Origin of the sequence: Massilia hydrophila (assembly GCF_020208145.1) — a bacterium.
Classification (GTDB): Bacteria; Pseudomonadota; Gammaproteobacteria; order Burkholderiales; family Burkholderiaceae_D; genus Telluria; species Telluria hydrophila.
Window position 1 is genome coordinate 523,957 of sequence record NZ_JAHYBX010000001.1, and the last position, 25,220, is coordinate 549,176.

The window sequence follows — 25,220 nt, forward strand, 5'->3', positions numbered from 1 at the left end:
GGCCCTGCACGCTGTGCCACGATGCCGGCGCGGATCAGAACCGGTGCGCCAGGCGCGCGAACCAGGCCGCGCCGTTCAGACCGAACTGCACGCTCTCGTACTTGAAGCCGTTGTCGGTCTCGTTCGGATCCTGTTCGCTCGGCTTGACGTTGAAGATGTTGGTGCCGCCGACCGTAAGCCTGGTCTTGCTGGTGAAGGCCCAGGTGAAGGACAGGTCGGCCGAGGTGCGTGCCTTGTACACCTGGTTCGGCACCGGCGGCCCGGAGAAGGTCCCCAGGGTCTGCGGACCGAAGTGCACGATGCGCAGTGCCGTCTCCAGCTTGTCCAGGCTGTGGTCGAAGCCCAGCGTGGCCTTGCGGCGCGGCGCGCCTTCCTCGATGAACAGGCGTTCGCGCTCGGACAGCAGCACGTCCTCGAAGCCGCGCAGGGCGCTCGGGGCATGCACGCCGGTGACCTCGGTCTGGCTGAAGTTCAGGGCCAGGAAGCTGTTCAGCTTGCCGCGGCCGAGGTTGGCGCGGTGCGACAGCGTCAGGTCCAGGCCCTGGGTCTTGGTATCGACCGAGTTGACGAAGAACTGGGCCTGGCCCACGCCGAGCCGCTGCAGGGTGGCACCCAGGGCCGGGTAATTGTCGGCATCGAAGCGGCCCGACAGCACGATGCGGTCGTCGATGTTGATGCGGTACAGGTCGGCCGTGAGCGAGGTGGCCGCGTTCGGCGACCAGGTCAGGCCCAGCGTATAGCTCTTCGATTGCTCGTCCTTGAGCTGGGGGATGCCGGCGGCATTGGCCACCGGACCGCCGTTCGGCGCCAGCACCACGTCCAGCGGCTGGCCGCTGACGAAGTCGGTGAAGGTGGAGGAGAAGTACACCTGCTGCAGCGAGGGCGCGCGAAAGCCCGTGCTGGCCGAGCCGCGCAGCAGCATGGCCGGGTTGACCCGATATGCGCCGGCCAGCTTGCCGGTGGTGGTGGAGCCGAAGTCCGAGTAGCGTTCGTGGCGCAGTGCGGTCTGCAGCTTGAAGCGCTCGCCGAGGTCGGTCTCGACGTCGAGGTAGGCGGCGCTCGAATGGCGCTTGCTGTCGGTCTGGTCGCCGGGCTGGAAGCCGGGGAAGCCCTGGCTGCCGGCATTGCCGCCCACGCCCACGCCGTCGGCGTCGATATACGAACCCGGTTCGCCGGCGCGGATCTTGTAGTTCTCGCGGCGGTGCTCGAGGCCGAAGGCGAGGTTCATGCCCTGCGCCACGCCGGGATAGAAGCGCGAGACGTCCAGGTTGGTGGTCGCCTGGCGGAACGAGAAGCCGCCGGCATCGAAGGTGCGCGCGCTCACGCCGCGCCCGCCGCGGCTCAGGTCCAGGTTCGCGATCGAGGCATTGAGCGTGTTCGCGATGGTGTAGCGCATGCTGTTGTAGCCGAGGGTCTGCGACAGGTCGGCATTCCATTCGCCCAGCTGCCAGCGGTAGCCGACGCTGCCGAAGCGGTCGTCGATATCGCCGTTGATGAAGGGGACGAAGCCGTTCGGGTACATGGCGGCCGAATTGCGCGAGGGGATGTCTTCGGAGCCGAGGCCTTCGCGCGCCCAGGCGGCCGACGAGGCGTCGCGGTTCTGCAGGCCCGCGGTGAAGTACAGCTTGCCCGCACCTAGCGGGAATTCGCCGTTCAGGTACACCGTGCTGTTCTGCGACTTGGTATCGCCGATGATGCGTGGGTTGCCTTCCTCGGCGCGGTTGGAGCGGCCGCGGTCGTAGTACTCGCCGGTGATGCCCAGTACGCCGCCGCCCAGCGCCACGCCGCAATAGGCCGAAGCCAGGTAGTTGTCGCCGTCGCCCTCGGTGTACTGGCCAAAGCCGGTCACCATCTCGCAGCCCAGGCTCTTCTTCAGCTCGATGTTGATCACGCCGGCGATCGCGTCCGAGCCGTACTGCGCGGCGGCGCCGTCGCGCAGCACCTGCACGTTACGGATGGCCATGACGGGAATCGCGTTCATGTCGGTGCCGGTGTTGCCGCGGTTGCGGGCGCCGAACAGGTTGACCAGCGCGGTGGTGTGGCGGCGCTTGCCGTTTACCAGCACCAGGGTCTGGTCGGAACCGAGTCCGCGCAGGGCGGCGGAGTCGACCAGGTCGGCGCCGTCGGCGCCGGTCTGGCGCGTCGAGTTGAAGGAAGGAGAAACGTTGTTCAAGACCTGGGCCAGGTCGAACTGGCCGCCCTGTTCGGACGCCTTGGTCATCGAGATGGTGTCGACCGGGACCGGTGTATCGATCGCCGAGAAGTTGCCGACGCGGCGCGAGCCGACGATGCTGACGCTCTGGATGCCGCTGTCCTGGCCCGCTGCGGCCGCGGCTGGCGTGCCCGCGGCGACCGGCGTGGTGGAGGGCGCTGGCGCCGTGTCCTGGGCGAAGGCGGTGGGAATCAGGGAGGCGAATGCGGCGCCGCCGTACAGGGCGAGCAGGACCGACTGAGGGAGGCGTTTGAGTGTGAGCACCGGTTTCTCCGTAGGAAAATTGCATACTAATCAATCCGACCGGATCACACCAAGGCGCTGTGGCATTAACGCAACGTTGTAAGTATATAACCTTCGTTTATTGCCCATCCAAGGGCCGGGCGCATGAAAAAACGCGGCGCCGGCGGGAGCCGGGGCCGCGTTTGTCGCTAACGGCGCAGGCGCGCCGCCGGACTGCGGATCAGGTGTTCAGGGCTTCCTGGCCGCCGCCGCATCTTCCTTCGGCCAGGCCACGCCCAGCCAGGCGGCGTTCATCGCCTGCTGCGCGGCGCTGGTCTTGTCGAGGACCTTGACCTTGGCCTTGCCCTTCGGGCGCTGCTGCGGCGCGACCTGCATTTCCACCAGTTCGTCGCGGCGGAACAGGTGCAGCTTGAACGGACCGGTTTTCGAGAGCGACATCTTGTCGCCGATGTCCTTGGCCGACACCCGCAGGCCGTTCACCGCCAGCAGCGTGTCGCCGGCCACCACGCCCGCCTTCCAGGCCGGGCTGTCGCGCTCGACGACGGTCACCACGGCCGGGTCGCTGCCGTCGCGCAGGGTCCAGCCGGCCCACCATTTGGTCTTCTGCTCGGCGTCCTTCGGCACGTCGACCACCTTCTGCAGGCCGGCGCCGGCCAGCAGGCTGTCGAACGGGATCTCGGCGGTGCCGTCCACGTACTGGGCCCACCAGCCGCTCCAGTCCTGGCCGCTCACGCTGCGCAGCGCGCCCAAGACGGCCGGCACGTCATAGCCGCCCTTGGCGGTGGAGTGCTTTTCGAACAGGATGCGGTGCATGTCTTCCAGGCCGCGCTTGCCGCCGGTCTGGCGGCGCAGCTCGAGGTCCATCATCAGCGCCAGCACCTGGCCCTTGGAATAGATATTGACCGAGGAGTTGCGGGCACGCTCGCCCCCCACCGCGATCCATTCGTCGAAGCTGGCGTCGGCCGCGCTTTGCTGGAAGCGGCCCGGCTGGTGCTGGTAGTCGTCGATCAGCTTGGCGTACTCCTCGTAGAACTCGTCGCGCTTGACGAGGCCGGCGCGCAGCACGATCAGTTCCTCGAAATAGGAGGTGTGGCCTTCGGCGATCCACAGCAGGCGGTTGTAGTTCTCGTTCTGGTAGTCGTAGGGCACCATCTCCTTCGGACGGTAGGCCTTGACGTTCCAGGTATGGTAGAACTCGTGCGCGGCCACACGCAGGAAGCCCTGGTAGGCCTTGCGCGGCGCGAAGGTCCAGCGCGGCTTCTGGATCACGGTGGAATTCGCATGCTCGGTGGCGCCGCCGGCGCCATCGGTGGCGTGGACGATGAACAGGTAGCGCTGGAACGGATACTTGCCGTTGTAGAGTTTCGCGGTCTCGGCCACGATCTTCTTCAGGTCGCTCATCATCTGCTGGCCGTCGTGGTTGCCGCGTCCCCAGATCGCCAGTTCGATGGTGCGGCCATCGACCTTGTCGGTGTAGAACTCATGCAGGCCGGTCTCGATCGGCGCGTCGATCAGCACATCGTAGTCGGCCGCGACGAAGCAGTGCTCGCAGCTGCCCGCGTCCATGCCCGAGCGCGACTTCCAGCCCTGCGGCACCTCCAGCTTCACATTCACCTTCTCCTTGCGGAACGGCGCGGCATACACGAACACGCCGCTGGCATCGAGGTAGGCATGGGTGTCGTCGATGTGGCGGGTGCGCTCGCCCAGGGTATTGGCATACAGCTCGTACTGCACGGTGACCGCGTCGCCCGGCTTGGTCCTGACCTGCCAGGTGCCCTTGTCGCTCTTGGCGACCGGCAGCGCCTGGCCCTTGGCGTCGAAGGCCTTGAACAGGCGCACGCCATTGGCGAGGTTGAGCATGTTGTAGCGGCCGGTGCGCCAGTTCGGCATTTGCACATCCAGCGTCGTGCCTTGCGTGGCCGGGAAGGTGGCGCGCACCTCGGCCAGGTGCTGGGCGGCGTCCGTGATCTTCAGCTGGTAGTCGACGTCGGCGCGCGCGCAGGAAGCGGCGCCGAGCAGCAGCACGGAGAGAAGCGAGGGGAGGGCGTAGGAAAGGAGTTGTGGTTTCATGTCCGCGATATGGATGGGCTCCGGTGGAGCGTGCGCGGAAGTGTATACCAGCTCGCGTGCGGCGCACAGCGTGCGTGATGCCGTCAATACGGGCGGCGGCGGGACGAAAAAAAACCGCGCCAGGCGTGGCGCGGTCCGGTCCGAAGGCCTGTCCTAGTTGCCGAGCAGGACCTGGGCGATCAGGCCGGTGGCGATGGCGGCCAGCACGTAGTCGTTGCCGGCGCGGACCCAGTGGTGCCCGCGCGGGGGCGCGCTCAGGTGGCGTGCGCGCCAGTCGCTGACGACGTAGCGGCTATCGCGGTACTCGCGGTCCAGGCGCTGGCCGCGGCGCAGGTTGTGGCGCGGACCGGCCCCGCGCCGGTCGTCGCGGACGTGGTGGCGGGCATCGTAGTAGCGGTCCTGGCCGCGCAAGTCGTGGCCGTTGCCACGGTGGTCGCGATTGTCGCGATAGTCACGATGATCGCGGTCGTTGCCGCGCATGCCGTCACGTCGATCGTTGTCATGGCGGCGCTGGTCCTGTCCATGGGCGTAGCCGTTGCGCTGGTCGCGGTCGTAGCCATGATCGTTGCGCTGGGCGTAGGCGCTCCCGCTGGTGGCCATGGTCAGGGCAATCAGTGCCGATGCAAACAAGGTCGATTTCATGTCGTTCTCCTGGTGAGGCGTTGTGCTTTCGCGATGGGAGCATTACACCGCGAACCGGGCCGGACAGGTGAAGCGAGGCGGTAAGCTTTGCAAGCAAACGTTTCAGGCCTGCCGGACGCCGGCATCGGCTTCGACGCGGCCGCCGACCAGGACGGCGCCAGGCGCCACGCGCGTGGAGATCAGGCAGGAGCGGCCGCTGGCGCGTCCTTGCAGCAGCGTGATGCCGTGTCCGAGCAGGACAGTGAGGGCGCCCGCGGCCACGCCGGTGGCGCTGTCTTCCAGCGCCGGGTCGAGGTGGTTGAAGTTGCGGCCTTCGAAGCGGCCGTCGGGCAGCCGGCACCAGGCGTAGATGCCGTTGATGCCGGCCTGCGCGCCCCAGGCATGGAGGGCGGCGAGCGCCGCGCGGTCCGGGGCCAGGCCGTGCAGGGCCGCCGCATCGGCCACTTCCACCAGCAGCTTCGGGCTGCCGACCGAGGCGGCGCAGGGCGCCGATACGGGCGCGATCCCCATTGCCGCCAGCAGTCCGGGCACGGGCGCCGGCTGGGCCACCGCCTGCGCCTGCAGCCGCACGTAGCAGGCATCGCCGTCGCGCAGCAGTTCCAGGCGCTGGCCGCGCAGCGCGGTGCTGACCGCCAGTACCGGCGCCTCCGGCTGGCGCGCGAACAGCACATGGGTCACGGCCAGCGTCGCGTGCAGGCAGAGCGGGCTGCGCGCATGCGGGTAGTGGAAATCGACGACCCCCGCATCGAGAAAGACGCAGGTGGTGTTGCGGGCCCTGGCAAAAGCGGCGCGCGCGGCCGCGTCGGGCGCGCCGCCCTCGATCACGAGGGCGGGGTTGCCGCTGCCCGGCGCGGCGCCGAAGCAGTGCAGGGCATGGATCTGCATGCGAATTCCTTGTTGGACGGGCTGTCTCGGATATACTGTGTTTTTATACAGTATTGCTGGTTTGACTAGCATTGTAGCCTTTCCGATCCCAGCCTGCCGATGACCGCGCCACTCCCGCATTTTCCGCCACCGCAGCCAGCGCAGCCACAGGCCCTGCCTCCCTATGCGGAGCTGTTCTGCCTGTCGAACTTCTCCTTCCTGGAAGGGGCCTCGCATCCGGAGGAACTGGTGGCGCGCGCGGTGCAGCTGGATTATTTCGCGCTGGCGCTGACCGACGAATGCTCGCTGGCCGGGGTGGTGCGCGCCCATGCGGAAGCGAAGAAGGCCGGCCTGCCGCTGGTGATCGGCGCCCATTTTCACCTGAAACATGCGGACGGCAGCCCGGCGCTGTCGCTGGTCCTGCTGGCCCAGAACCGCAACGGCTACGGCAACCTGGCGGAGTTCATCACCCTGGGCCGCACCCGCAGCGAGAAGGGCAGCTACTTCCTCACCCCGGACGACCTGGCCCGTCCCGCACCAGGCCACGCCCACCTGCGCCACCTGCCGGACTGCCTGGCGATCCTGCTGCCGTCCTATCCCGGCCACGAGGCGGCGGACGTGGACCGCCTGCACGCGCAGGCGGCCTGGATGGCGACCACCTTCCCGGGCCGCGCCTGGCTCGGCCTGTGCCTGCTGCACCGCGCCTTCGACGAGCCGCACCGCGAGACGGTGGAGGAGGTGGGCTGGCAGCACGGCCTGCCGATCACGGCCCTCGGCCACGTGGTGATGCACGTGCGCTCGCGTAAACCCTTGCAGGACACGCTCACCGCCACCCGCCTGAAAAAGCCGGTCGCCGACTGCGGCTACGGCCTGGCCCAGAACGCCGAACAGCACCTGCGCTCGCGCCTGCGCCTGGCCAACATCTACGGCCGCGAGGCGCTGGCCGAAACGCTGCGCATCGCGCGCCTGTGCAGCTTCTCGCTGGACGAGCTGCGCTACGAGTATCCGGACGAAGTGGTGCCGCCCGGGCACGACGCCAGCAGCTACCTGCGCCAGGAAACCTGGATCGGCGCCCACCGGCGCTTCCGCGAAGGCATTCCTGCCAAGGTGCAGGCCCAGATCGAGCACGAGCTGGGGCTGATCGCCGAGATGAAGTACGAGCACTACTTCCTCACCGTATACGACATCGTGCGCTATGCCCGGTCGCAGCAGATCCTGTGCCAGGGACGCGGCTCGGCCGCCAATTCGGCGGTCTGCTACTGCCTCGGCATCACCGAGGTCGACCCGGCCCGCGCCAGCCTGCTGTTCGAGCGCTTCATCTCGAAGGAGCGCAACGAGCCGCCCGACATCGATGTCGACTTCGAACACCAGCGCCGCGAGGAGGTCATCCAGTACATCTATGCGAAATACGGGCGCGAGCGGGCGGCGCTGGCGGCGGTGGTGATCAGCTACCGCCCCAAGAGCGCGCTGCGCGACAGCGGGCGCGCGCTCGGCATCGACCTGGCCATCGTCGAAAAGGTGGCCCGCACCCACCACTGGTTCGACAGCCGCGCCGACCTGCTCGGGCGCCTGGCCGAGGCTGGCCTGGACCCGGCATCGCGCCTGGCGCAGCAGTGGGCCACGCTTGCCGACAAGCTGCTGAACTTCCCGCGCCACCTGTCGCAGCACCCGGGCGGCTTCGTCATCGCGCGCGGCAAGCTGTCGCGCCTGGTGCCGATCGAGAACGCCAGCATGCTTGAGCGCAGCGTGATCCAGTGGGACAAGAACGACCTGGAAGAACTCGGCCTCATGAAAGTGGACGTGCTGGCGCTGGGCATGCTGTCGATGCTGCGGCGCGGGCTGGAACTGGTGGGCCAGCGCCACGACACGGTGTTCGAGATGCAGGACATCCCGGCCGACGATGCCGCCACCTACGACATGATCTGCGCGGCCGACACCGTGGGCGTGTTCCAGATCGAGTCGCGCGCGCAGATGAGCATGCTGCCGCGCATGCGCCCGCGCCGCTTCTACGACCTGGTGATCGAGGTGGCGGTGGTGCGTCCGGGCCCGATCCAGGGCGGCATGGTGCATCCTTATCTGCGGCGCAGGCAGAAGCTGGAGCCGGTGGAGTATCCGAGCCCGGAAATGAAAGTGGCGCTGGAGCGCACGCTGGGCGTGCCGATTTTCCAGGAACAGGTGATGCAGGTGGCGATCCTGGGGGCCGGCTTCACGCCGGGCGAAGCCGACCAGCTGCGCCGCGCGATGGCGGCCTGGAAGCGCAAGGGCGGGCTGGAACAATACTACGACCGCATCGTGCAGGGCATGCTGGCGCGCGGCTACACGCTCGAATTCGCGGAGGCGATCTTCAGCCAGATCCAGGGCTTCGGCGAATACGGCTTTCCCGAGTCGCACGCGGCCAGCTTCGCGCTGCTGGCCTATGCCAGTTCCTGGCTCAAGCGCCACGAGCCGGCGGCTTTCCTGTGCGCGCTGCTCAATAGCCAGCCGATGGGCTTCTACAGCCCCTCGCAGCTGGTGCAGGATGCGCGCCGCCATGGCATCGAGGTGCGTGCTTGTGACGTCGCCATCAGTGGCTGGGATGCGGCGCTGGAAGAAGTCGATCCGGTGGACCGGACGCGCCAGCCGGCGGTGCGCCTGGGCTTCTCGCTGCTGCGCGGGATGAAGCAGGAGCCCGCCCTGCGCATCGAGATGGCGCGCGCCGTGCGGCCCTTCGACAGCGTGGCCGACCTGGCGCGCCGCGCCGACCTTGACCGGACCGACCTGCAGGTGCTGGCCGCCGCCGACGCGCTGCGCTCGCTGGCCGGGCACCGGCGCGAGGCGCTGTGGCAGGCGGTGGGCGCGGTGCCCGAGCGCGACCTGCTGCGCCCGACCACGCCGCGCGAAGAGGCGCCGCGGCTGGATGCGCCTTCCGAGGGCGAGCAGATCGTGGGCGACTACCGGGCCCAGGGGCTCAGCCTGGGCCGTCATCCGCTGGCCCTGCTGCGCGCCGGCTTGCTGGCCAGGCGCTTCATGCCGGCCTCCGCGCTGGCCGATTACGCCGATGGCCAGCTGGCGCGCGCCTGCGGCCTGGTGACGGTGCGCCAGCGCCCCGGCACCGCCAAGGGCGTGCTGTTCATGACGCTGGAAGACGAGACCGGGAACGTCAACGTGATCGTCTGGCCGACCCTGGTGGAGCAGCAGCGGCGCGAAGTGCTGCACGCGCCCCTGCTCGGGGTGTACGGCATCTGGCAGCGCCAGGGCGAAGTGCGCCACCTGGTGGCCAAGCGGCTGGTCGACATGTCGCACCTGCTCGGACGGCTGCGCGCGCCGAGCCGCGATTTCTGCTGAGCGGCCCCCGCCGCGCGCACCGGATACTGTTATCATTTACTACACTCCTTGCCGCCGGTCCGGATCGTCCGGCGCAAGGCTGTTCCTCCCCCGTTCCCTAGGAGAATGCGCATGCAACGCCGTTTCGTCCTGGCCGCCATCGCCGGCCTTGCCTTCACCCTGCCTTTCGCCACGCCTTTTGCGCATGCCCAGCAGCCTGGCGAGCGGGCGCTGCGCCTGTCCACCACCACCAGTACCGAGAACTCGGGCCTGCTGACCTACCTGCTGCCGTCCTTCGAGGCGAAGCATGGCATCAAGGTCAACGTGATCTCGGTCGGCACCGGCAAGGCGCTGGAGCTGGGCAAGAACGGCGACGTCGACGTCACCCTGGTGCACGCGCGCCAGCTCGAGGACAAGTTCGTGGCCGAAGGCTGGGGCGTGGACCGGCGCGACGTGATGTACAACGACTTCATCGTGGTCGGCCCGAGCGCCGATCCGGCCCGCCTCAAGGGCGAGAAGGACGTGATCTCCGCTTTCCGGAAGATCGCCGGCGCCAACGTGAAGTTCATCTCGCGCGGCGACAATTCCGGCACCGACGTGATGGAGAAGGGCTACTGGCAGCAGGCCGGCGCCAAGCCGGCCGGCAGCAACTACGTGTCCGCCGGACTGGGCATGGGCGAGGTGCTGAACATGGCGGCCGAGATGAACGCCTATACCCTGACCGACCGCGCCACCTATGGCGCCTACAAGGCCAGGACCGGGCTGGCGATCGTGGTCGAGGGAGACAAGCGCATGTTCAATCCCTATGGGATCATCGCCGTCAATCCGGACAGGCACAAGGGCGTCAACTACCGCGGCGCGAAACTGCTGATCGACTGGATCACCTCGCCGGAAGCGCAGGCGAAGATCGCGGCCTTCAAGCCGGCCGGCGAACAGCTGTTCTTCCCGTCGGCGCAGCGCTGAGCGTGCCGCCATGAAGCGCACGCCAGCCGCTTGGGTCGTCATGGGCGTGAGCGGCTGTGGCAAGAGCAGCGTCGGGGCGCGCCTGGCCGCGCTGCTGGGTGCGCGCTTCATCGAGGGCGACGCCTTCCATCCGCCGCAGAACCTGGCGAAGATGGCGGCCGGCGTGCCGCTCGGCGATGCCGACCGCCAGGGTTGGCTGCTGGCGCTGCGCGCCGAACTGGTGCGCACGCTGGCGGCGGGCGAGTGCGTGGTGCTGTCCTGCTCCGCCCTGAAGCGGGCCTACCGCGCGCTGCTGCGCGGTGGTGACGAGTATCCGGTGTGCTTCGTCCACCTGCATGGTCCGCGCGCGCTGATCGCCCAGCGCATGGCCGCGCGCCGGGGCCACTTCATGCCATCCTCGCTGCTCGACAGCCAGCTGCGCGACCTCGAGCCCCTGGCGCCGGACGAATGCGGCATCACGCTCGACCTGCGCCAGCCCCTGCCGCAACTGGTCGAGCAGGCCGCCGCGGCCTGGCCGCGCTGAAACGTCTCGTTACACAAACGCCGCCCCGGCGTTGCTTTGTGTGGATTTTGGCAGGGCGGTCCTCTGGTAGGCTGCCGGAAACACACATCCATTACTCGTTAAATAGAGGGATTCCATGGCAACCAAGCAGCAATGGGCAATCGCCCTGGCGCTCGCCGTTCCGGGCGCGCAGGCCGTCGAGGCGCCGATCCAGAGCGTCACCCTGTATCCGGGCAGCGCCACGGTCGAGCGCGTGGTCCAGGTCACGCCGGGCATGACCCAGGTCGAGGTCACCGGCCTGCTGGCCAACTTCAGCACCGATACCCTGCGCCTGCAGGCCGATGCCGGCATCCAGGTCGGGCAGGTCGTCACGCGCGACCAGGGCAGCGCCGACAGCCCCAATCCGCGCGTGGCGCAGCTGGAAGCGAAGATCCAGGCGCTGCAGGACGAGATCGCGCTGATCGACGCCGACTTCAAGGCGGCCCAGCTGGTACAGGGCTACCTCGAGCGGCTTGGCAGCGCCGAAGGCCAGGCCAGGAATGCGCCGGGCGACGCCAGGACCCTGCTCGGAACCCTGGACGCGATCCGCAGGGGCGGCGCCGACGCCCTGGCGCGCATGCACCAGGCCGAAACCAGGAAGCGCGCGCAGGTGCGCCAGCTGGAGGCCTTGAACCGGGACCTGGCCAAGCTGCAGGCCAGCACGCGCGAGAGCCGTACCTTGACGGTGGCGGTCGCGGCGAAACAGGCCGGCCGGCTGCTGCTGTCCTACCAGGTGAACCGCGCCGGCTGGAAGCCGACCTACCGCGCCTCGCTCGATTCGAACGCCTCGTCGGTCGAACTGGAACGGATGGCGTCGATCTCGCAAAAGACGGGCGAGGACTGGAGCCGGGTGAAGCTGCGCCTGTCGACCGGCCAGCCGAACCTGTCGGCCCAGGCGCCCGACCCGGGCCCCTGGCTGATCAGCTACCGGCCGCCGCAGGAAAGGGTGCAGGAGCTACGCTACCGCTATGCGCCGCCGGCCCCGCCGGCCGCGCCCGCGCCGGCGCAGGTCAGCGTCTCGGGTTCGCGCATCGCGCAGGCCGCCGATGACTACGTGGCGCCCGTCATCGAGACCCAGGGCAGCTTCACCACCGAATTCGAGGTGCCGGCGCGGGTCGACCTGGCCGCCGACGGGCGCGAGATCACGGTCGGCCTGGCGACGCAGCAGCTGGCGGTGCAGCAGCGCGTGCGGATCGCGCCGCGCACCCATGGCGAGACGGCGGTACTGACCGCCGAGGCGGCGCGTCCGGAAGGCGTGTGGCTCCCGGGCCAGGTGCAACTGCGCCGCGACGGTTCCTATGTCGGCGCCCTGTACTGGGACCCGCAGGACAGCGAGCGCTTCAGCATGTCCTTCGGCCGCGATCCACTGGTGCGGGTGGCGATCGAGCACCGCGACGAACGCGCCGGCCAGGCCGGCCTGTTCCGCCGCGACAACCAGAAGCGCATTGCCGACCGCTACGTGGTGAGCAACCTGCACCGCCAGCCGATCGACATCCTGGTGCTGGAACCGACCCCGGTCAGCCAGTCGGACCAGGTCCAGGTGAAAGTATCGCTCAGCCCGGAGCCGACGCTCAGGGACTGGCAGCAGCGGCGCGGCCTGGCGGGCTGGGAGCGCACCCTGAAACCGAACGAAACGGCGCGCTTCGATGTCGAATACCAGGTCGACTATCCGAAGGAAGGAACGGTGCAGGGACTGCGCTGATCCCCCCAAACGTGGGGCTGACACTGGCGCCGGATGCGCGCTATCGTGCACGGATAAAAAACGCGGGCCGGCGCCATGCGCCGGCCCGCGGTCCGAACGAAGCTTACCGAAGGGAAAACCGACATGTCCATTCCACTCCAGGGCGCCGTGCGCGCGCTCTCCGTTTCGCTGGCGCTGGCGCTGGCGCCCGGCATGCAGGCCGCCGCCCAGGCCGCACAGAACAATCCGCACGCCCCGTCCGCCAACGCGAGCGCCCAGGGCAAGTACATCGAGCGCGGCCGCTACCTGGTCAAGGTCGGCGGCTGCAACGACTGCCACACGGCCGGCTATGGCATGAGCGCCGGGAAGGTGGCCGAGAAGGACTGGCTCACCGGCGACCAGCTGGGCTGGCGCGGTCCGTGGGGCACGACCTACCCGACCAACCTGCGCCTGTCGATGAACGCGCTGGGAGAAGAGGACTGGATCAGGATGGCGCAGACCATGAAGGCGCGTCCGCCGATGCCCTGGTTCACGCTGAACACCATGGACAAGGAAGACCTGCGCGCGATCTACCGCTTCGTGCGCCACCTCGGCCCGGCCGGCAAGCCGGCGCCCGCCGCGCTGGCGCCGGGCGTCGCGCCCAAGGGCCCGGCGATCCTGTTCCCGGCGCCGCCCCAGTAAGCACCCGCCCCAGGCCTTACTCGACGGCCTGCGCCGCGCCGGCCGCGTTCTGCGTGTCACCTTGCGCCTGCGCCTCCGCGGCCGGCGCCGGCTCCGCGAATTCCGCATAGACCCAGTCCCCGCCCGCACGTACCACGCCCTCGGGCGGCGTGCGCTCGCGCTGCGGCACCCTGGCCAGCGCCACCCGCATGTAATCGACCCAGGCCGGCAGCGCCAGCGTGGCGCCGAACTCGCGCCCACCCAGCGAGCGCGGCTCGTCGTAACCCATCCAGGACACGGCCACCACGTTGCCGCCATAGCCGGCGAACCAGCCATCGACGGCATTGCTGGTGGTGCCGGTCTTGCCCGCCAGGTCGCTGCGTCCCAGCAGGCGCGATGACTGCGCGCCGGTACCCACGCGCGCCACGTCGCGCAGCATCGAATCGACAATGAAGGCATTGCGTCCATCCAGCACGCGTACGCCTTCCTGCGGCGGGCGCGGCTTGCCGCTCTCGAAGACCAGTTTGCCGTCGCGGTCGTACACGCTCAGGGTCAGCTGCGGCTCGACCCGGTAGCCGCCGTTGGCCAGCACCGCATAGGCGCCGGCCAGCTGCAGTGGCGTCACCGCGCCGGTGCCCAGGACCAGGGTCAGGTTGGCCGGTTGACGCGCCCGGTCGAAGCCGAAGCGCGCCAGGTGTTCGCGCGCATCCTCGACGTCGAGCGCGCGCAGCATGCGCACGGCCGGCACGTTGCGCGAATGGGTCAGCGCATGGCGGATCGTCACCGGTCCTTCGAACACGCCGTCGTCGTTGCGCGGCGCCCAGTTGGCATAGGCCTTCTCGTCGCTGAAATCGAGGGGCGCGTCGAGGATCGTGGTGCCGGGGAAGAAGCCGCGCTCCAGCGCCGCCGAATACACGAAAGGCTTGATGCTGGAACCCGGCTGGCGCCAGGCCTGGGTCACGTGGTTCAATTTTTGCAGCTGGTAGTCGAAGCCGCCGACCATGGCGCGCACCGCGCCGCTGCGGGCGTCGAGCGCGACGAAGGCGGCCGCTACCTGCGGCAGCTGGGCGATCGCCCACCGCTCCTTGCCGGCGCGGCTGATGCGCACCACCGCGCCCGGCGCCAGCTTCAGGCCGGCTTTGGCGGCGGGCGACAGGGCGGGCGCCGCGAAGCTCAGGCCGGCGCCGGCAAGCGCGATCGTCTCGCCGTCGCGGGTCAGCACCGTCACCCGCTTGGGCGAGGCCGACAGCACCACGGCCGGCACGAAGCCGTCCACCGCGGGGCGCTTCTGCAAGGCCTCGGCCACGGCTTCCTCGCGCTCCGGTCCCGCCTTCGGCAGCGCGATGCGCGCTTCGGGGCCGCGGTAGCCGTGCCGGCGGTCGTAGGCGATGGCGCTGCGGCGCACCGCCTCGTAGGCCGCGGCCTGCTCGGCGGCGACGATGCTGGTGGTGACCGTGTAGCCCTGTTCGTAGGCGGCCTGGCCGAAGCGCGCATGGACCGCCTGGCGCGCCAGTTCCGCCACGTATTCCGCGCCCGCGCCGGGGCCGGCGCCCTCGCGCCGCACCCGCAGCGGCTCGTCCAGCGCCGCCCGGTACTGCGCCTCGCCGATCTTGCCCAGCTCGAACATGCGCTTGAGGACGGTGCGCTGGCGCTGGCGCGCGCGCTCCGGGTCGGCCACCGGGTTGTGGCGCGAAGGATTCTGCGGCAGCCCGGCCAGCATCGCCATCTCCGCCACGCTGAGCCTGTCGAGCGGCTTGCCGAAATAGGTGCGCGCCGCGCTGGCGAAGCCGTAGGCGCGCTGGCCCAGGTAGATCTGGTTCATGTAGACCTCCAGGATCTGGTCCTTGGTGAGCGCCTGTTCGATCTTGTAGGCCAGCGCGACTTCGGTCAGCTTGCGCGGCAGGGTCTTGTCGCGCGACAGGAAGAAGTTGCGCGCCACCTGCATGGTGATGGTCGAGCCGCCCTGGCGGTAGCCGCCGCCCAGCGCCGCTAGGTTGGCCTTGGCGGCGCCCAGCGCGCGGATCCAGTCGATACCGCCGTGCTCGTAGAAGCGCGCGTCCTCGATCGACAGCACGGCCGCCTTCATCAGGGCCGGGATCTTCCCGATCGGGACGAAGTCGCGCCGCTCGGCGCCGAATTCGCCGATCAGGACCTGGTCGGCGCTGTACACGCGCAGCGGGACCTTGGGACGGTAGTCGGTGACGGCGCTGATGTCCGGCACCTCGTCCAGGATGCCGGCACAGGCAGGGGCGCTGGCGAAGATGGAAACGAGGAGCAGGGCGGCGGCCGGGCGGCGCAGGACTTGCGCGAAGGACGGCGTGGTCGGGCAGGACAGGAGCATGGCGGTAGCGTGGGAGTGGCGGTGAAGATGGGCGGCATCTTACCGCCCGGCCGCCTGGCGCGCAGCGCCGGGCGCCAAGGTGGCGCCGGATGGCGTGCGCGGGCGCAGCTGGCGCTACCGGCGGCGCAGGCGGGCGGCGTTCAGCGGGCCGGCGCGGCCAGGCGCGGCGGCGTCTGCGCCACCTCTACCGCCGGACGGGCATCGAGCCTGAACACATTGACCATCCCGGCCAGGCGCGCGGCCTGTTCCTGCAGCGCGCCTGCGGCCGCCGCCGATTCCTCCACCAGCGCCGCGTTCTGCTGGGTGGCATCGTCCATCAGGACGATCGCCTGGTTGACCTGCTCGATGCCGTGGATCTGTTCCTGGCTGGCCGACGCGATCTCGGCCATGATGTCGGTGACCTGCCGGATCGCGGTGACCACCTGCTCCATGGTGGCGCCGGTCCGGTCCACCAGCCGCGTCCCGGCCTCGACCTTCTCGACCGAGTCGCCGATCAGGGCCTTGATTTCCTTGGCCGCCGCGGCCGAGCGCTGGGCCAGGGTGCGCACTTCCGATGCCACCACCGCGAAGCCGCGTCCCTGCTCGCCGGCGCGCGCCGCTTCCACCGCCGCGTTCAGGGCCAGGATATTGGTCTGGAAGGCGATGCCGTCGATGACGCCGATGATGTCGACGATCTTGCGCGACGAGGCGTCGATCGAGCCCATGGTGGTGACGACGTCGCCCACCACGCTGCCGGCCTGCTGGGCCACGCTGGAAGCGGTGATGGCGAGCTGGTTGGCCTGGCGCGCATTGTCGGCGTTCTGGCGCACGGTGCCGATCAGCTGTTCCATCGAGGCGGCGGTCTCTTCGAGCGAGGCGGCCTGCTGCTCGGTGCGGCTCGACAGGTCGAGGCTGCCGGCGCTGATTTCGCCCGAGGCGGTGCCGATGGTATCGGTGCCGCTGCGCACCTCGCTGACGATCCGGGCCAGGCTGTCGTTCATGTGGGCGAGCGCGCGCAGCAGGGCGCCGGTCTCGTCCTTGCCACCGGTGGCGATACGGGCGCTCAGGTCGCCCGCGGCCACGGTCTCGGCGGCCCGCACCGCCTGCCGGATCGGGCCCGTGATGCCGCGTGTGAGCAGCCAGGAGAACAGGGCGCCGAGCAGCACGGCGCCGCCGGTAAGGCCGATGATCACCAGTTGTCCGCGCTGCGCGTTGTCATCGATGCCGGCGGCGGTGCTGGCGATGTGCTCGCGCTGCAGCGCCACCAGTTCGCGCACCGATTCCTGGTAGGCCCTGGCGGCCGGGGTGAACTGCTCGTCGAGGATCCGGTCCGCCAGTTCCTGGCTGCCGTCGGCCTTGGCCTTGACCGCGCTGTCGCGCGCGGCGCTGTACTGGGCGCGCTGGGCCTGGATGCGCTGGAACAGGCGGGTTTCGCGCTCGCCGGCCACCAGGCCTTCGATCTGCTTGATCAGGTCGCTCGACAGTTTGGAGGTGGCGGCCGCATCTTCCTTGAAGTAGGGGCCAAGGGACGGATCATTGCTCTTGACGATGGCGGCAGTGCGGCGCACGGCGGCGAAGATCTGGGTGTACCACTCGGCGATCAGGCGTTCCTTGGCGAGCGGGGCGGCGAGGGTGTCGTGAGCGGCGCTGGCCACCTGGCCGAGGCGCCACATGCCGGTGGCGGCGATCAGGACCGCCATCACGAGGGTCAGGAGGAAACCGGCGGCAAGGCGCGCGGCAATGCTGAGATTGTTAAAACTGGGCATGGAAGGGGAGCCGGTGGACCGCGGCGGTCGACCGGCAAGGGCGACTGGAAAGCAATAATTATTGCTCATGCATAAGAAATACGCAGCTCTTATCTTGCCTTTCGACCCTCCCTATTGACGTTTTACAACGCTGATCTTCTGGCAAGTCCTTCCGTTTAGCGTGCCGTTCCGGCTTCGGCATCTGCTTCGCGCAGGCGCTGGCCGCGCGCATACGCATCCGGATGGGTCGACGCGTACGACATCGCCTGGCGCAGGAATTTCGGCATTTTCTGTTGCTGTTCGTCGAGGTGGTCGAACAGGTCGGCCAGCGGCGCGGTCGGGATGCCGTGCGCATGCAGGGCACTTGCCGCGTAGTCGTCGGCCGCCAGTTCCATGTCGCGCGAATATTCCATGTTGCCGAGCAGGGCGGGCAGGCCGGCGGCCACCGCGCTGAAGTCGCCGAACAGGGTGGCCGACAGCGCCGCGGTGAGCGAGGAGCGGGTGATCGAGCGCACGCTGTGGCGCTGCTCGACGTGGCCGACCTCGTGCGCCAGCACCCCGGCCAGGGCGGCGGCGGCATCGGCGTCGATGTCGTGGCCATCCTTGCCCAGCACGGTGCGTACCAGTTCGTCGGTGATGACGATGGTCCCGTCCGGGAACGCCAGCGCGTTCGGGCCCAGGCGCGGTGCGGCGGCGCTCAGGAGGCGCAGCGGGATGCGCGGCGCCGCCGGTTCGATGCGCTGCAGGATGCCCTGCAGCGCCGCCTGCTGGTCGGGCGCCAGGCCGGAGGGCTGCAGGATGCCCTGGCGCTGCAGCAGGGCCAGGGCGTTCTGGCCGAGCGCCTGGTCGGCCGAGGGCGGCACCCGGGCCGACAGGCGCTCGGCGGCGGCCGGAATCCCCCAGTGCCAGGCGGAGGCGATCAAGAGCACCAGCAGGACCAGCGCCACGACGGCAGCGAACGTGTGCTCCTGCCAGCGCACCACCCAGGGCTTGCGGTAGCCGAGGGCGGCGGCCAGGACCGGGCGCACGGCCGGATCCTGCACTTCGGCGTGGCTGCCGTCGCCGAAGTACAGGACCGTGGGCGCGTGCGCGAAGGGTTCGGCCAGGCGGGTGGCGGCCATCGGATAGCTGCGCGCCAGGCCGGCGCCGTGCAGGCGGATGGCGCCGTCCGTGGCGCTCAGGTCGACCAGGTGCTGGCGCGCGCTGCGGCCATCGAAATAGTGAGCTGCAGTCATGATGTCCTTACCAGGAAAGGTCGATGCCGAAACCGTCGGCGACGCTGTCGCCGGCCGCGCCGCCACGCGTGGCCACGTGGGCGCAGGCGGCTTCGATGTCGCCGTCGACCTCGATGTGCAGGTGTGCCAGTCGGTAGCGGTAGACCGCCACCACGGCGAACGGGCGGTACAGGCCGAGCGTGAGCAGGGTCAGGAGGGCGTTCCGGGTTTGCAGCTTCATGAAGCCGCGCGCCGGCAGGGTGGAGCGGAAGCGCAGGCCGGGGAAGCTGGTGTTGGACCAGGCCAGGTTCGACACCCGCACCACCATGTAAGGACCGGCCAGCAGGTAGATCAGGTAGAGGGCGACGATGCCGACCGCCATGCCGGCGAACATGGCCGTGCTGCGGTCGCCCGCGGCCATGGCGCCGGCGAAGCCCGCCGCCATGCCGGCCACCAGGCTGGTGACCAGCAGCAGGCTGCCCGAGACCAGGTAGAAGCGGTAGAAACGGCGCGCCTTGACCGTATAGGCCGAATGCTGGTCGCCGAACAGCAGGTTGGCATGCTGGAAGCGCCGGATGCGGGCATGCATCAGCGGCCACAGCAGGTAGAGCGGCAGCGGCAGCGCCGCCAGCCAGGGCTTGCCCGGGTACAGGGCCAGCAGCACACCCGGCATCAGGAAGGTGAAGGCGGCCGGCAGCCAGGCCAGGTAGGCCTCGCCCACCGAGCCGTCGAAGCCCAGGCGCAGGCCGCGGTAGCTGGTGTTCCCGAGGCGGAAGCGCAGGGCCCCGCGCATCAGCCAGGGAAAGGCCAGCAGCAGCACGGTGACCACCACGATTCCGAAGGTGCTCGAGAAACCGAAAGCATAGTGGTAGGCCCCGAGCAGGATCACCGACAGCACCCGTCCCGCCAGCACCGCGCGCGGGTTGCCATGGAAGTCGAAGCTGGCGCCCGCCAGCTGGGTGTTGCGGTCGAAGTACTGGAGCCGGCGCACCTTGGCCCAGGCCGAATAGATCCCCAGCGTGGCCAGGCTCAGCAGCAGGTTGACGACCCAGATGCGGAAGTACTCGCGGCCATCCCCGGTGAAGACCGGCACCAGGATGCGCGGCGCGCCAGGGGTGGCGGGCTCCTGCGGCGTGGCCGCGGGCATGGTTGCGGGAACGTCGGCGGGCGGATCGGAAAGGGTATGCATGGCGGGCCCGGGAAAAAAGCCCAGTATAGGTGGCCACCCGGAGGGCCGGTCAATTGCTGGAGCATATTCTTGAGCAACAATAAGCCGCTGCCATTTGGTGGAGGCGGGCATGCTGCCGATAGGATTCCGCGCGCTTTAAGGTATAATTTCAATTTCCCGCGCGTGCCGTTCGGCACCTTCAGCACAATGACCAAATTCGTATTCGTCACTGGCGGCGTCGTGTCTTCCCTGGGCAAGGGGATCGCGGCCGCTTCCCTCGCCGCGATCCTTGAATCGCGCGGTCTCAAAGTCACCCTGCTCAAGCTCGACCCCTACATCAACGTCGACCCGGGCACCATGAGCCCGACCCAGCACGGCGAAGTCTTCGTCACCGACGACGGCGCCGAGACCGACCTCGACCTGGGCCACTACGAGCGCTTCATCAGCACCCGCATGAAGAAGGTGAACAACTTCACCACCGGCCAGATCTACGAATCCGTGATCCGCAAGGAGCGTCGCGGCGAGTACCTGGGCAAGACCGTGCAGGTGATCCCGCACATCACGAACGAGATCCAGGACTTCATCCGCCGCGGCGCCGAAGGCGTGGACGTGGCGCTGGTGGAGATCGGCGGCACCGTCGGCGACATCGAGTCGCTGCCCTTCCTGGAAGCGGCGCGCCAGCTGTCGCTGCGCTCGGGCCGCAAGGGCGCGGCTTTTGTCCACCTGACCCTGGTGCCGTATATCGCCTCGGCCGGCGAACTGAAAACCAAGCCGACCCAGCATTCGGTGCAGAAGCTGCGCGAGATCGGCATCTCGCCGAACGCGCTGCTGTGCCGCGCCGACCGCCGCATCCCGGACGACGAGCGTGCCAAGATCTCGCTGTTCGCCAACGTCGAAGAGCAGGCCGTGATCTCGGTGTGGGACGTGGACACCATCTACAAGGTGCCGCAGGTCCTGTGCGACCAGGGCCTGGACGACATCATCCTGGAAGCGCTCGGCCTGGAAGCGCCGAAAGCCGACCTGTCCATGTGGACCAGGCTGATCCACGCCCTGGAAAACCCGAAACACGAGATCACCATCGGCATGGTGGGCAAGTACGTCGACCTGATCGAATCGTACAAGTCGCTGACCGAGGCCCTGCGCCACGCCGGCATCCATACCGAGAGCCGCGTCAACATCGAATACCTGGACTCGGAAGAGATCGAGAAGGACGGATGCGCGCATCTGGCCAAGTACGACGCCATCCTGGTGCCGGGCGGCTTCGGCAAGCGCGGCGTGGAAGGCAAGATCCAGGCCGCCCGCTATGCCCGCGAAAACAAGATCCCCTACCTCGGCATCTGCCTGGGCATGCAGGTGGCGCTGATTGAATACGCGCGCCACGTGGCCGGCCTGCCGAACGCGAATTCCACCGAGTTCGATCCGGACACTGACCAGCCGGTGGTGGCATTGATTACCGAATGGCAGAACCACGACGGCAAGGTCGAGCGCCGCGACGTCAACTCCGACCTGGGCGGCACCATGCGCCTGGGCGCCCAGACCTGCGCCGTGAACCCGGGCACGCTGGCCGCCGACATCTACGGCAACGTGGTCACCGAGCGCCACCGCCACCGCTACGAAGGCAACAATTACTACCTGCCGCGCATCGAAGCGGCCGGCCTGGTGGTCTCGGCGCGCACCCCGAACGAAGACCTGCTGGAGATCATGGAACTGCCGCGCAGCGGCGAACACGCCCATCCGTTCTACATCGGCGTGCAGTTCCACCCCGAGTTCAAGTCGACCCCGCGCCACGGCCATCCGCTGTTTACCGCATTCATCCAGGCCGCCCTGAAGCACCAGGCCGCCCACACCGCCGCCGCCAGCACCACGGCGGCACTGCAAGGAGACGCAGCATGAAACTCGCCGGTTTCGACGTCGGCCTCGACCAGCCGATCTTCCTGATCGCCGGTACCTGTGTGATCGAATCGCGCCAGATGGCGCTCGACACCGCCGGTACCCTGAAGGAGATCACGGCCAGCCTGGGTATCCCGTTCATCTATAAATCCTCGTTCGACAAGGCAAACCGCTCGTCGGGCAAGTCGTTCCGCGGTCCGGGCATGGAAAAGGGCCTGGAGATCCTGGCCGACGTGCGCAGGGAGATCGGCGTGCCGGTCCTGACCGATGTCCACACCGAGGAAGAAATCCCGCTGGTGGCGAGCGTGGTCGACGTGCTGCAGACGCCCGCCTTCCTGTGCCGCCAGACCGATTTCATCAACGCCTGCGCGCGTTCGGGCAAGCCGGTCAACATCAAGAAGGGCCAGTTCCTGGCGCCGGGCGACATGAAGAACGTGATCGACAAGGCACGCGCCGCCGCGCGCGAGGCGGGCCTGCCGGAAGATAACTTCATGGCCTGCGAACGCGGCGCTTCCTTCGGCTACAACAACCTGGTGTCCGATATGCGTTCGCTCGCCATCATGCGCGAGTCGAACTGCCCGGTGGTGTTCGACGCGACCCACTCGGTGCAGCTGCCGGGCGGCCAGGGCACTTCGTCCGGCGGCCAGCGCGAGCACATCCCGGTGCTGTCGCGCGCGGCGGTGGCCGCAGGCATCGCCGGCCTGTTCATGGAAACCCATCCCGACCCGGCCAAGGCCCTGTCGGACGGCCCCAACGCGGTGCCGCTGGGCCGCATGAAGGAACTGCTCACGACCCTGGTCGAGATCGACCGGGTGGTCAAGAAGGCCGGTTTCCTGGAAGCCGACTTCAAATAAGACAGCAGGCGGACGCGCGTGTGCGCCCGGCGGCCCAGGCCGGGCAGACAGGACGCGCGTATTTGCTACAATGCCAAGCGTTTTGGGCTGCCTGCCTTGGCCACGAGGCGGCAGCCGCACCAGATTCTTACCTTCCGGAGACTGAAAAACATGAGTGCTATCGTTGATATCATCGGCCGCGAAATCATTGATTCGCGCGGCAATCCGACCGTGGAATGCGACGTCCTGCTGGAGTCGGGCGTGATGGGCCGCGCCGCGGTCCCGTCCGGCGCCTCGACCGGTTCGCGCGAAGCGATCGAACTGCGCGACGGCGACCCGAAGCGTTACTTCGGCAAGGGCGTGCTGCAGGCCTGCGAGAATATCAACACCGAGATCTCCGAAGCCATCATGGGCCTGGACGCCAATGAACAGGCCTTCCTGGACCGCACCCTGATCGACCTGGACGGCACCGAGAACAAGAGCCGCCTGGGCGCCAACGCCATGCTGGCGGTGTCGATGGCGGTGGCCAAGGCCGCGGCCGAGGAAGCCGGCCTGCCGCTGTACCGCTACTTCGGCGGCTCGGGCGCGATGCAGCTGCCGGTGCCGATGATGAACGTCATCAACGGCGGCGCGCACGCCGACAACAACCTGGACATCCAGGAATTCATGATCATCCCGGTCGGCGCACCGTCGTTCAAGGAAGCGATCCGTTGGGGCGCCGAGGTGTTCCACACCCTCAAGAAGATTCTGCACAGCAAGGGCCTGAACACGGCCGTGGGCGACGAAGGCGGTTTCGCCCCGTCGGTGGCCAACCATGAAGAAGCGATCAAGCTGATCATGCAGGCGATCGAACAGGCCGGCTACGTGGCCGGCCAGGACATCGCGCTCGGCCTGGACTGCGCCGCCAGCGAATTCCACAAGGACGGCAAGTACGTGCTCGAAGGCGAGGGCGGCCTGGCCCTCTCGGCGCAGGACTTCACCAACATGCTGGCCACCTGGTGCGACAAGTACCCGATCATCTCGATCGAGGACGCGATGGCCGAAGGCGACTGGGAAGGCTGGGCCACGCTCACCGCCGCGCTGGGCAAGAAGGTGCAGCTGGTGGGCGACGACCTGTTCGTCACCAACACCAAGATCCTCAAGGAAGGCATCCAGAAGGGCATCGCCAACTCGATCCTCATCAAGATCAACCAGATCGGCACCCTGACCGAGACCTTTGCCGCCATCGAGATGGCCAAGCGCGCCGGCTACACCGCCGTGATCTCGCACCGTTCGGGCGAAACCGAGGATTCGACCATCGCCGACATCGCAGTGGGCCTGAACGCCCTGCAGATCAAGACCGGCTCGATGTCGCGCTCGGACCGCATGGCCAAGTACAACCAGCTGCTGCGCATCGAGGAAGACCTGGGCGACGTCGCCAGCTACCCGGGCCGCGACGCCTTCTACAACCTGAAGTAAGCTTGACTGCCGGACGGCTTGCCATGCGTCCGGCTCCGCCATCCCTACCTGCGACCTGCGTCCATGCGACTCATCACCATCGCGCTCGCCATCCTGCTGCTCCTGATCCAGTACCCGCTTTGGCTGGGCAAGGGCGGCTGGCTGGCCGTCGCCGACATGCGCGGCCAGGTCGCGCAGACCCGCCAGCAAACCGAACTGCTGGAAGCGCGCAACGCCAAGCTGGAATCGGAAGTGCGCGACCTGCGCGAGGGCCTGGGCGCGGTCGAGGAACGTGCCCGCTACGAGCTGGGCATGATCAAGCAGAATGAAATCTTCGTGCAGGTGCTGCGCAAGGACGAGCAGCCGGCGGTGTCGATGACGGTGCCACCGCCTCCGCCGGAGCCGAAGGAAAAGCGCGGCCGCTGACAATGGCTACCGCGGTCGCTACTTGAGTAGTCAACGGGCGCACCGGCCCGCGGCGCCGTCCTGGTTCAGGCCTCGGTGGCGCCCTGCGGCGGCAGGTAGCCCGGCTGCAGCAGGCCGGGGATCGGTGCGTCGCCTTCGAACAGGACGATTTCGCCCATGCTTTGCCGGCTCAGGACGATGCGGTCGCCGTTTTCCACATGGCTTCCCACCAGCGCGACCGGGCGGTTGCCGAAGGTGGACGCGTTCCCGGCGCCCGATACGATGATGCTTTCGCTACCGTCCGGATAGCGCACCAGGTCGCCGACGCAGGCGATGCGGAAACCGTCCCCTTGCGGCTCGTCCCCGGCCAGCACGACCTTGCCGCCGTGCAGGGTGTACGATCCAAGCGTTGCGATCGGATAGCGGCCAGTCACCCTCCTGCGTTGCGGGGCAGGGGATGCCAGGACCTGTTCGGTGGACGACATTTCGGCTGAGGACATGGGCTTCATTGACGCTCCTTGGAAGTGACAGGAAAAGAAAGTCCTTGCTTCTCTGCAAGAAATTTCTGAAAGGCTATTGCTCTGTAATAAGAGCATGCCTATTGAATGGCAGTGCCTTCCAGAGATTTTTGATTTTACTCAAGCGAAAGTGTATGTAGGAGTAGGCCTACATATAACTTGCCAGAATGGCTGGTGGGAACCCAGCGTCAAGATCATTTTTTGAAAGCCAGCATGACCCAGAACACTCCCGCACTCGACTCTCTCGACGGCATCGCCGACTGCCTCGCTACCGCCTTCGAAGATGGCGACGGCGCGGCGATTACGGCGGCACTGCAGGCCGTGGCGCAGGCGCCCGGCCTCGGTGCGCTGGCCGCGGCCATCGGCATGCCGCAAGACGCGCTGCGCGCGGCCCTGGAGGCGGAGGAATTCAACCTCGACCTGACGCTCGAGATCATGAAGGTGGTGGACCTGCACCAGTCTGGCGGACGCGGCTGATCCGCTTGCGGCGGCCGCGCGGCCGCGTGCCGCG

19 protein-coding genes are annotated in these 25,220 nt (G+C 68.3%); 10 read left to right on the plus strand and 9 right to left on the minus strand.

The genetic code is table 11. The features are described 5' to 3' along the window. Window positions 1–34 precede the first annotated feature (34 nt). The 4 genes from LE190_RS02335 to LE190_RS02350 all read right to left on the minus strand — a co-directional run bounded on the left by LE190_RS02335 (window position 35) and on the right by LE190_RS02350 (window position 6,052). On the minus strand, window positions 35–2,476 hold the full coding sequence (locus LE190_RS02335; RefSeq protein ID WP_225237203.1) for a TonB-dependent receptor plug domain-containing protein: 2,442 nt from the start codon (window positions 2,474–2,476) through the stop codon (window positions 35–37). A 207-nt stretch (window positions 2,477–2,683) separates the two neighbouring features. Further along, entirely contained in the window at window positions 2,684–4,525 is a 1,842-nt protein-coding gene (locus tag LE190_RS02340; protein WP_225237204.1) for a M61 family metallopeptidase, read from the minus strand. A 153-nt stretch (window positions 4,526–4,678) separates the two neighbouring features. Then, window positions 4,679–5,167, minus strand: a complete 489-nt coding sequence (locus tag LE190_RS02345; RefSeq protein ID WP_225237205.1) for an RcnB family protein — start codon at window positions 5,165–5,167, stop codon at window positions 4,679–4,681. Between the two features lie 102 nt (window positions 5,168–5,269). After that, window positions 5,270–6,052, minus strand: a complete 783-nt coding sequence (locus tag LE190_RS02350; RefSeq protein ID WP_225237206.1) for a PhzF family phenazine biosynthesis protein — start codon at window positions 6,050–6,052, stop codon at window positions 5,270–5,272. A gap of 99 nt (window positions 6,053–6,151) precedes the next feature. Here LE190_RS02350 and LE190_RS02355 point away from each other — a divergent pair, with 99 nt between their 5' ends. The 5 genes from LE190_RS02355 (at window position 6,152) to LE190_RS02375 (ending at window position 13,200) form a co-directional block, all read left to right on the plus strand. Further along, window positions 6,152–9,355, plus strand: coding sequence for an error-prone DNA polymerase (locus LE190_RS02355; RefSeq protein WP_225237207.1), 3,204 nt, complete (start codon window positions 6,152–6,154; stop codon window positions 9,353–9,355). A gap of 111 nt (window positions 9,356–9,466) precedes the next feature. Beyond that, entirely contained in the window at window positions 9,467–10,297 is an 831-nt protein-coding gene (locus LE190_RS02360; RefSeq protein ID WP_225237208.1) for an ABC transporter substrate-binding protein, read from the plus strand. Window positions 10,298–10,307: 10 nt separating this feature from the next. Next, window positions 10,308–10,820 (plus strand): gluconokinase, encoded by a 513-nt coding sequence (locus tag LE190_RS02365; RefSeq protein WP_225237209.1) that lies wholly within the window; start codon window positions 10,308–10,310, stop codon window positions 10,818–10,820. A gap of 115 nt (window positions 10,821–10,935) precedes the next feature. Then, window positions 10,936–12,540 carry a mucoidy inhibitor MuiA family protein gene (locus tag LE190_RS02370; RefSeq protein ID WP_225237210.1) on the plus strand — a complete coding sequence of 535 codons (1,605 nt, stop codon included), beginning with the start codon at window positions 10,936–10,938 and terminating at the stop codon, window positions 12,538–12,540. A gap of 123 nt (window positions 12,541–12,663) precedes the next feature. Next, on the plus strand, window positions 12,664–13,200 hold the full coding sequence (locus LE190_RS02375; RefSeq protein WP_225237211.1) for a cytochrome C: 537 nt from the start codon (window positions 12,664–12,666) through the stop codon (window positions 13,198–13,200). Between the two features lie 16 nt (window positions 13,201–13,216). Here LE190_RS02375 and LE190_RS02380 read toward each other — a convergent pair whose 3' ends face one another. The 4 genes from LE190_RS02380 to LE190_RS02395 form a co-directional block, all read right to left on the minus strand. Further along, complete coding sequence (locus LE190_RS02380) at window positions 13,217–15,520, minus strand: penicillin-binding protein 1A (protein WP_225237212.1); 2,304 nt, start codon at window positions 15,518–15,520, stop codon at window positions 13,217–13,219. 140 nt (window positions 15,521–15,660) lie between these two features. Further along, entirely contained in the window at window positions 15,661–17,265 is a 1,605-nt protein-coding gene (locus LE190_RS02385) for a methyl-accepting chemotaxis protein (protein WP_225237213.1), read from the minus strand. Between the two features lie 155 nt (window positions 17,266–17,420). After that, complete coding sequence (locus LE190_RS02390) at window positions 17,421–18,479, minus strand: M48 family metallopeptidase (RefSeq protein WP_225237214.1); 1,059 nt, start codon at window positions 18,477–18,479, stop codon at window positions 17,421–17,423. Window positions 18,480–18,486: 7 nt separating this feature from the next. Further along, window positions 18,487–19,647: a YjgN family protein gene (locus LE190_RS02395; RefSeq protein WP_225237215.1), complete on the minus strand. Its 1,161-nt coding sequence runs from the start codon at window positions 19,645–19,647 to the stop codon at window positions 18,487–18,489. A 186-nt stretch (window positions 19,648–19,833) separates the two neighbouring features. Here LE190_RS02395 and pyrG point away from each other — a divergent pair, with 186 nt between their 5' ends. The 4 genes from pyrG to ftsB all read left to right on the plus strand — a co-directional run bounded on the left by pyrG (window position 19,834) and on the right by ftsB (window position 24,212). Continuing rightward, complete coding sequence (gene pyrG, locus LE190_RS02400; protein ID WP_225237216.1) at window positions 19,834–21,519, plus strand: CTP synthase; 1,686 nt, start codon at window positions 19,834–19,836, stop codon at window positions 21,517–21,519. Next, the gene (kdsA, locus tag LE190_RS02405) at window positions 21,516–22,370 is read left to right on the plus strand and encodes a 3-deoxy-8-phosphooctulonate synthase (RefSeq protein WP_225237217.1); all 855 of its coding nucleotides are present in this window, start codon (window positions 21,516–21,518) and stop codon (window positions 22,368–22,370) included. Before pyrG ends, kdsA begins: the two co-directional genes overlap by 4 nt. Window positions 22,371–22,520: 150 nt before the next feature. Further along, window positions 22,521–23,807 (plus strand): phosphopyruvate hydratase, encoded by a 1,287-nt coding sequence (gene eno / locus LE190_RS02410; protein WP_225237218.1) that lies wholly within the window; start codon window positions 22,521–22,523, stop codon window positions 23,805–23,807. Window positions 23,808–23,870: 63 nt separating this feature from the next. Next, window positions 23,871–24,212, plus strand: a complete 342-nt coding sequence (gene ftsB / locus LE190_RS02415) for a cell division protein FtsB (RefSeq protein WP_224943093.1) — start codon at window positions 23,871–23,873, stop codon at window positions 24,210–24,212. Between the two features lie 65 nt (window positions 24,213–24,277). Here the strand turns inward: ftsB and LE190_RS02420 are convergent, their stop codons facing one another. After that, entirely contained in the window at window positions 24,278–24,691 is a 414-nt protein-coding gene (locus LE190_RS02420; RefSeq protein WP_225237219.1) for a PAAR domain-containing protein, read from the minus strand. Between the two features lie 231 nt (window positions 24,692–24,922). On the opposite strand from LE190_RS02420, the gene LE190_RS02425 reads away from it, so the two are divergent. Then, a complete protein-coding gene (locus LE190_RS02425; protein WP_225237220.1) occupies window positions 24,923–25,186 on the plus strand; it encodes a hypothetical protein in 264 nt (87 codons plus the stop codon). Window positions 25,187–25,220 lie beyond the last annotated feature (34 nt).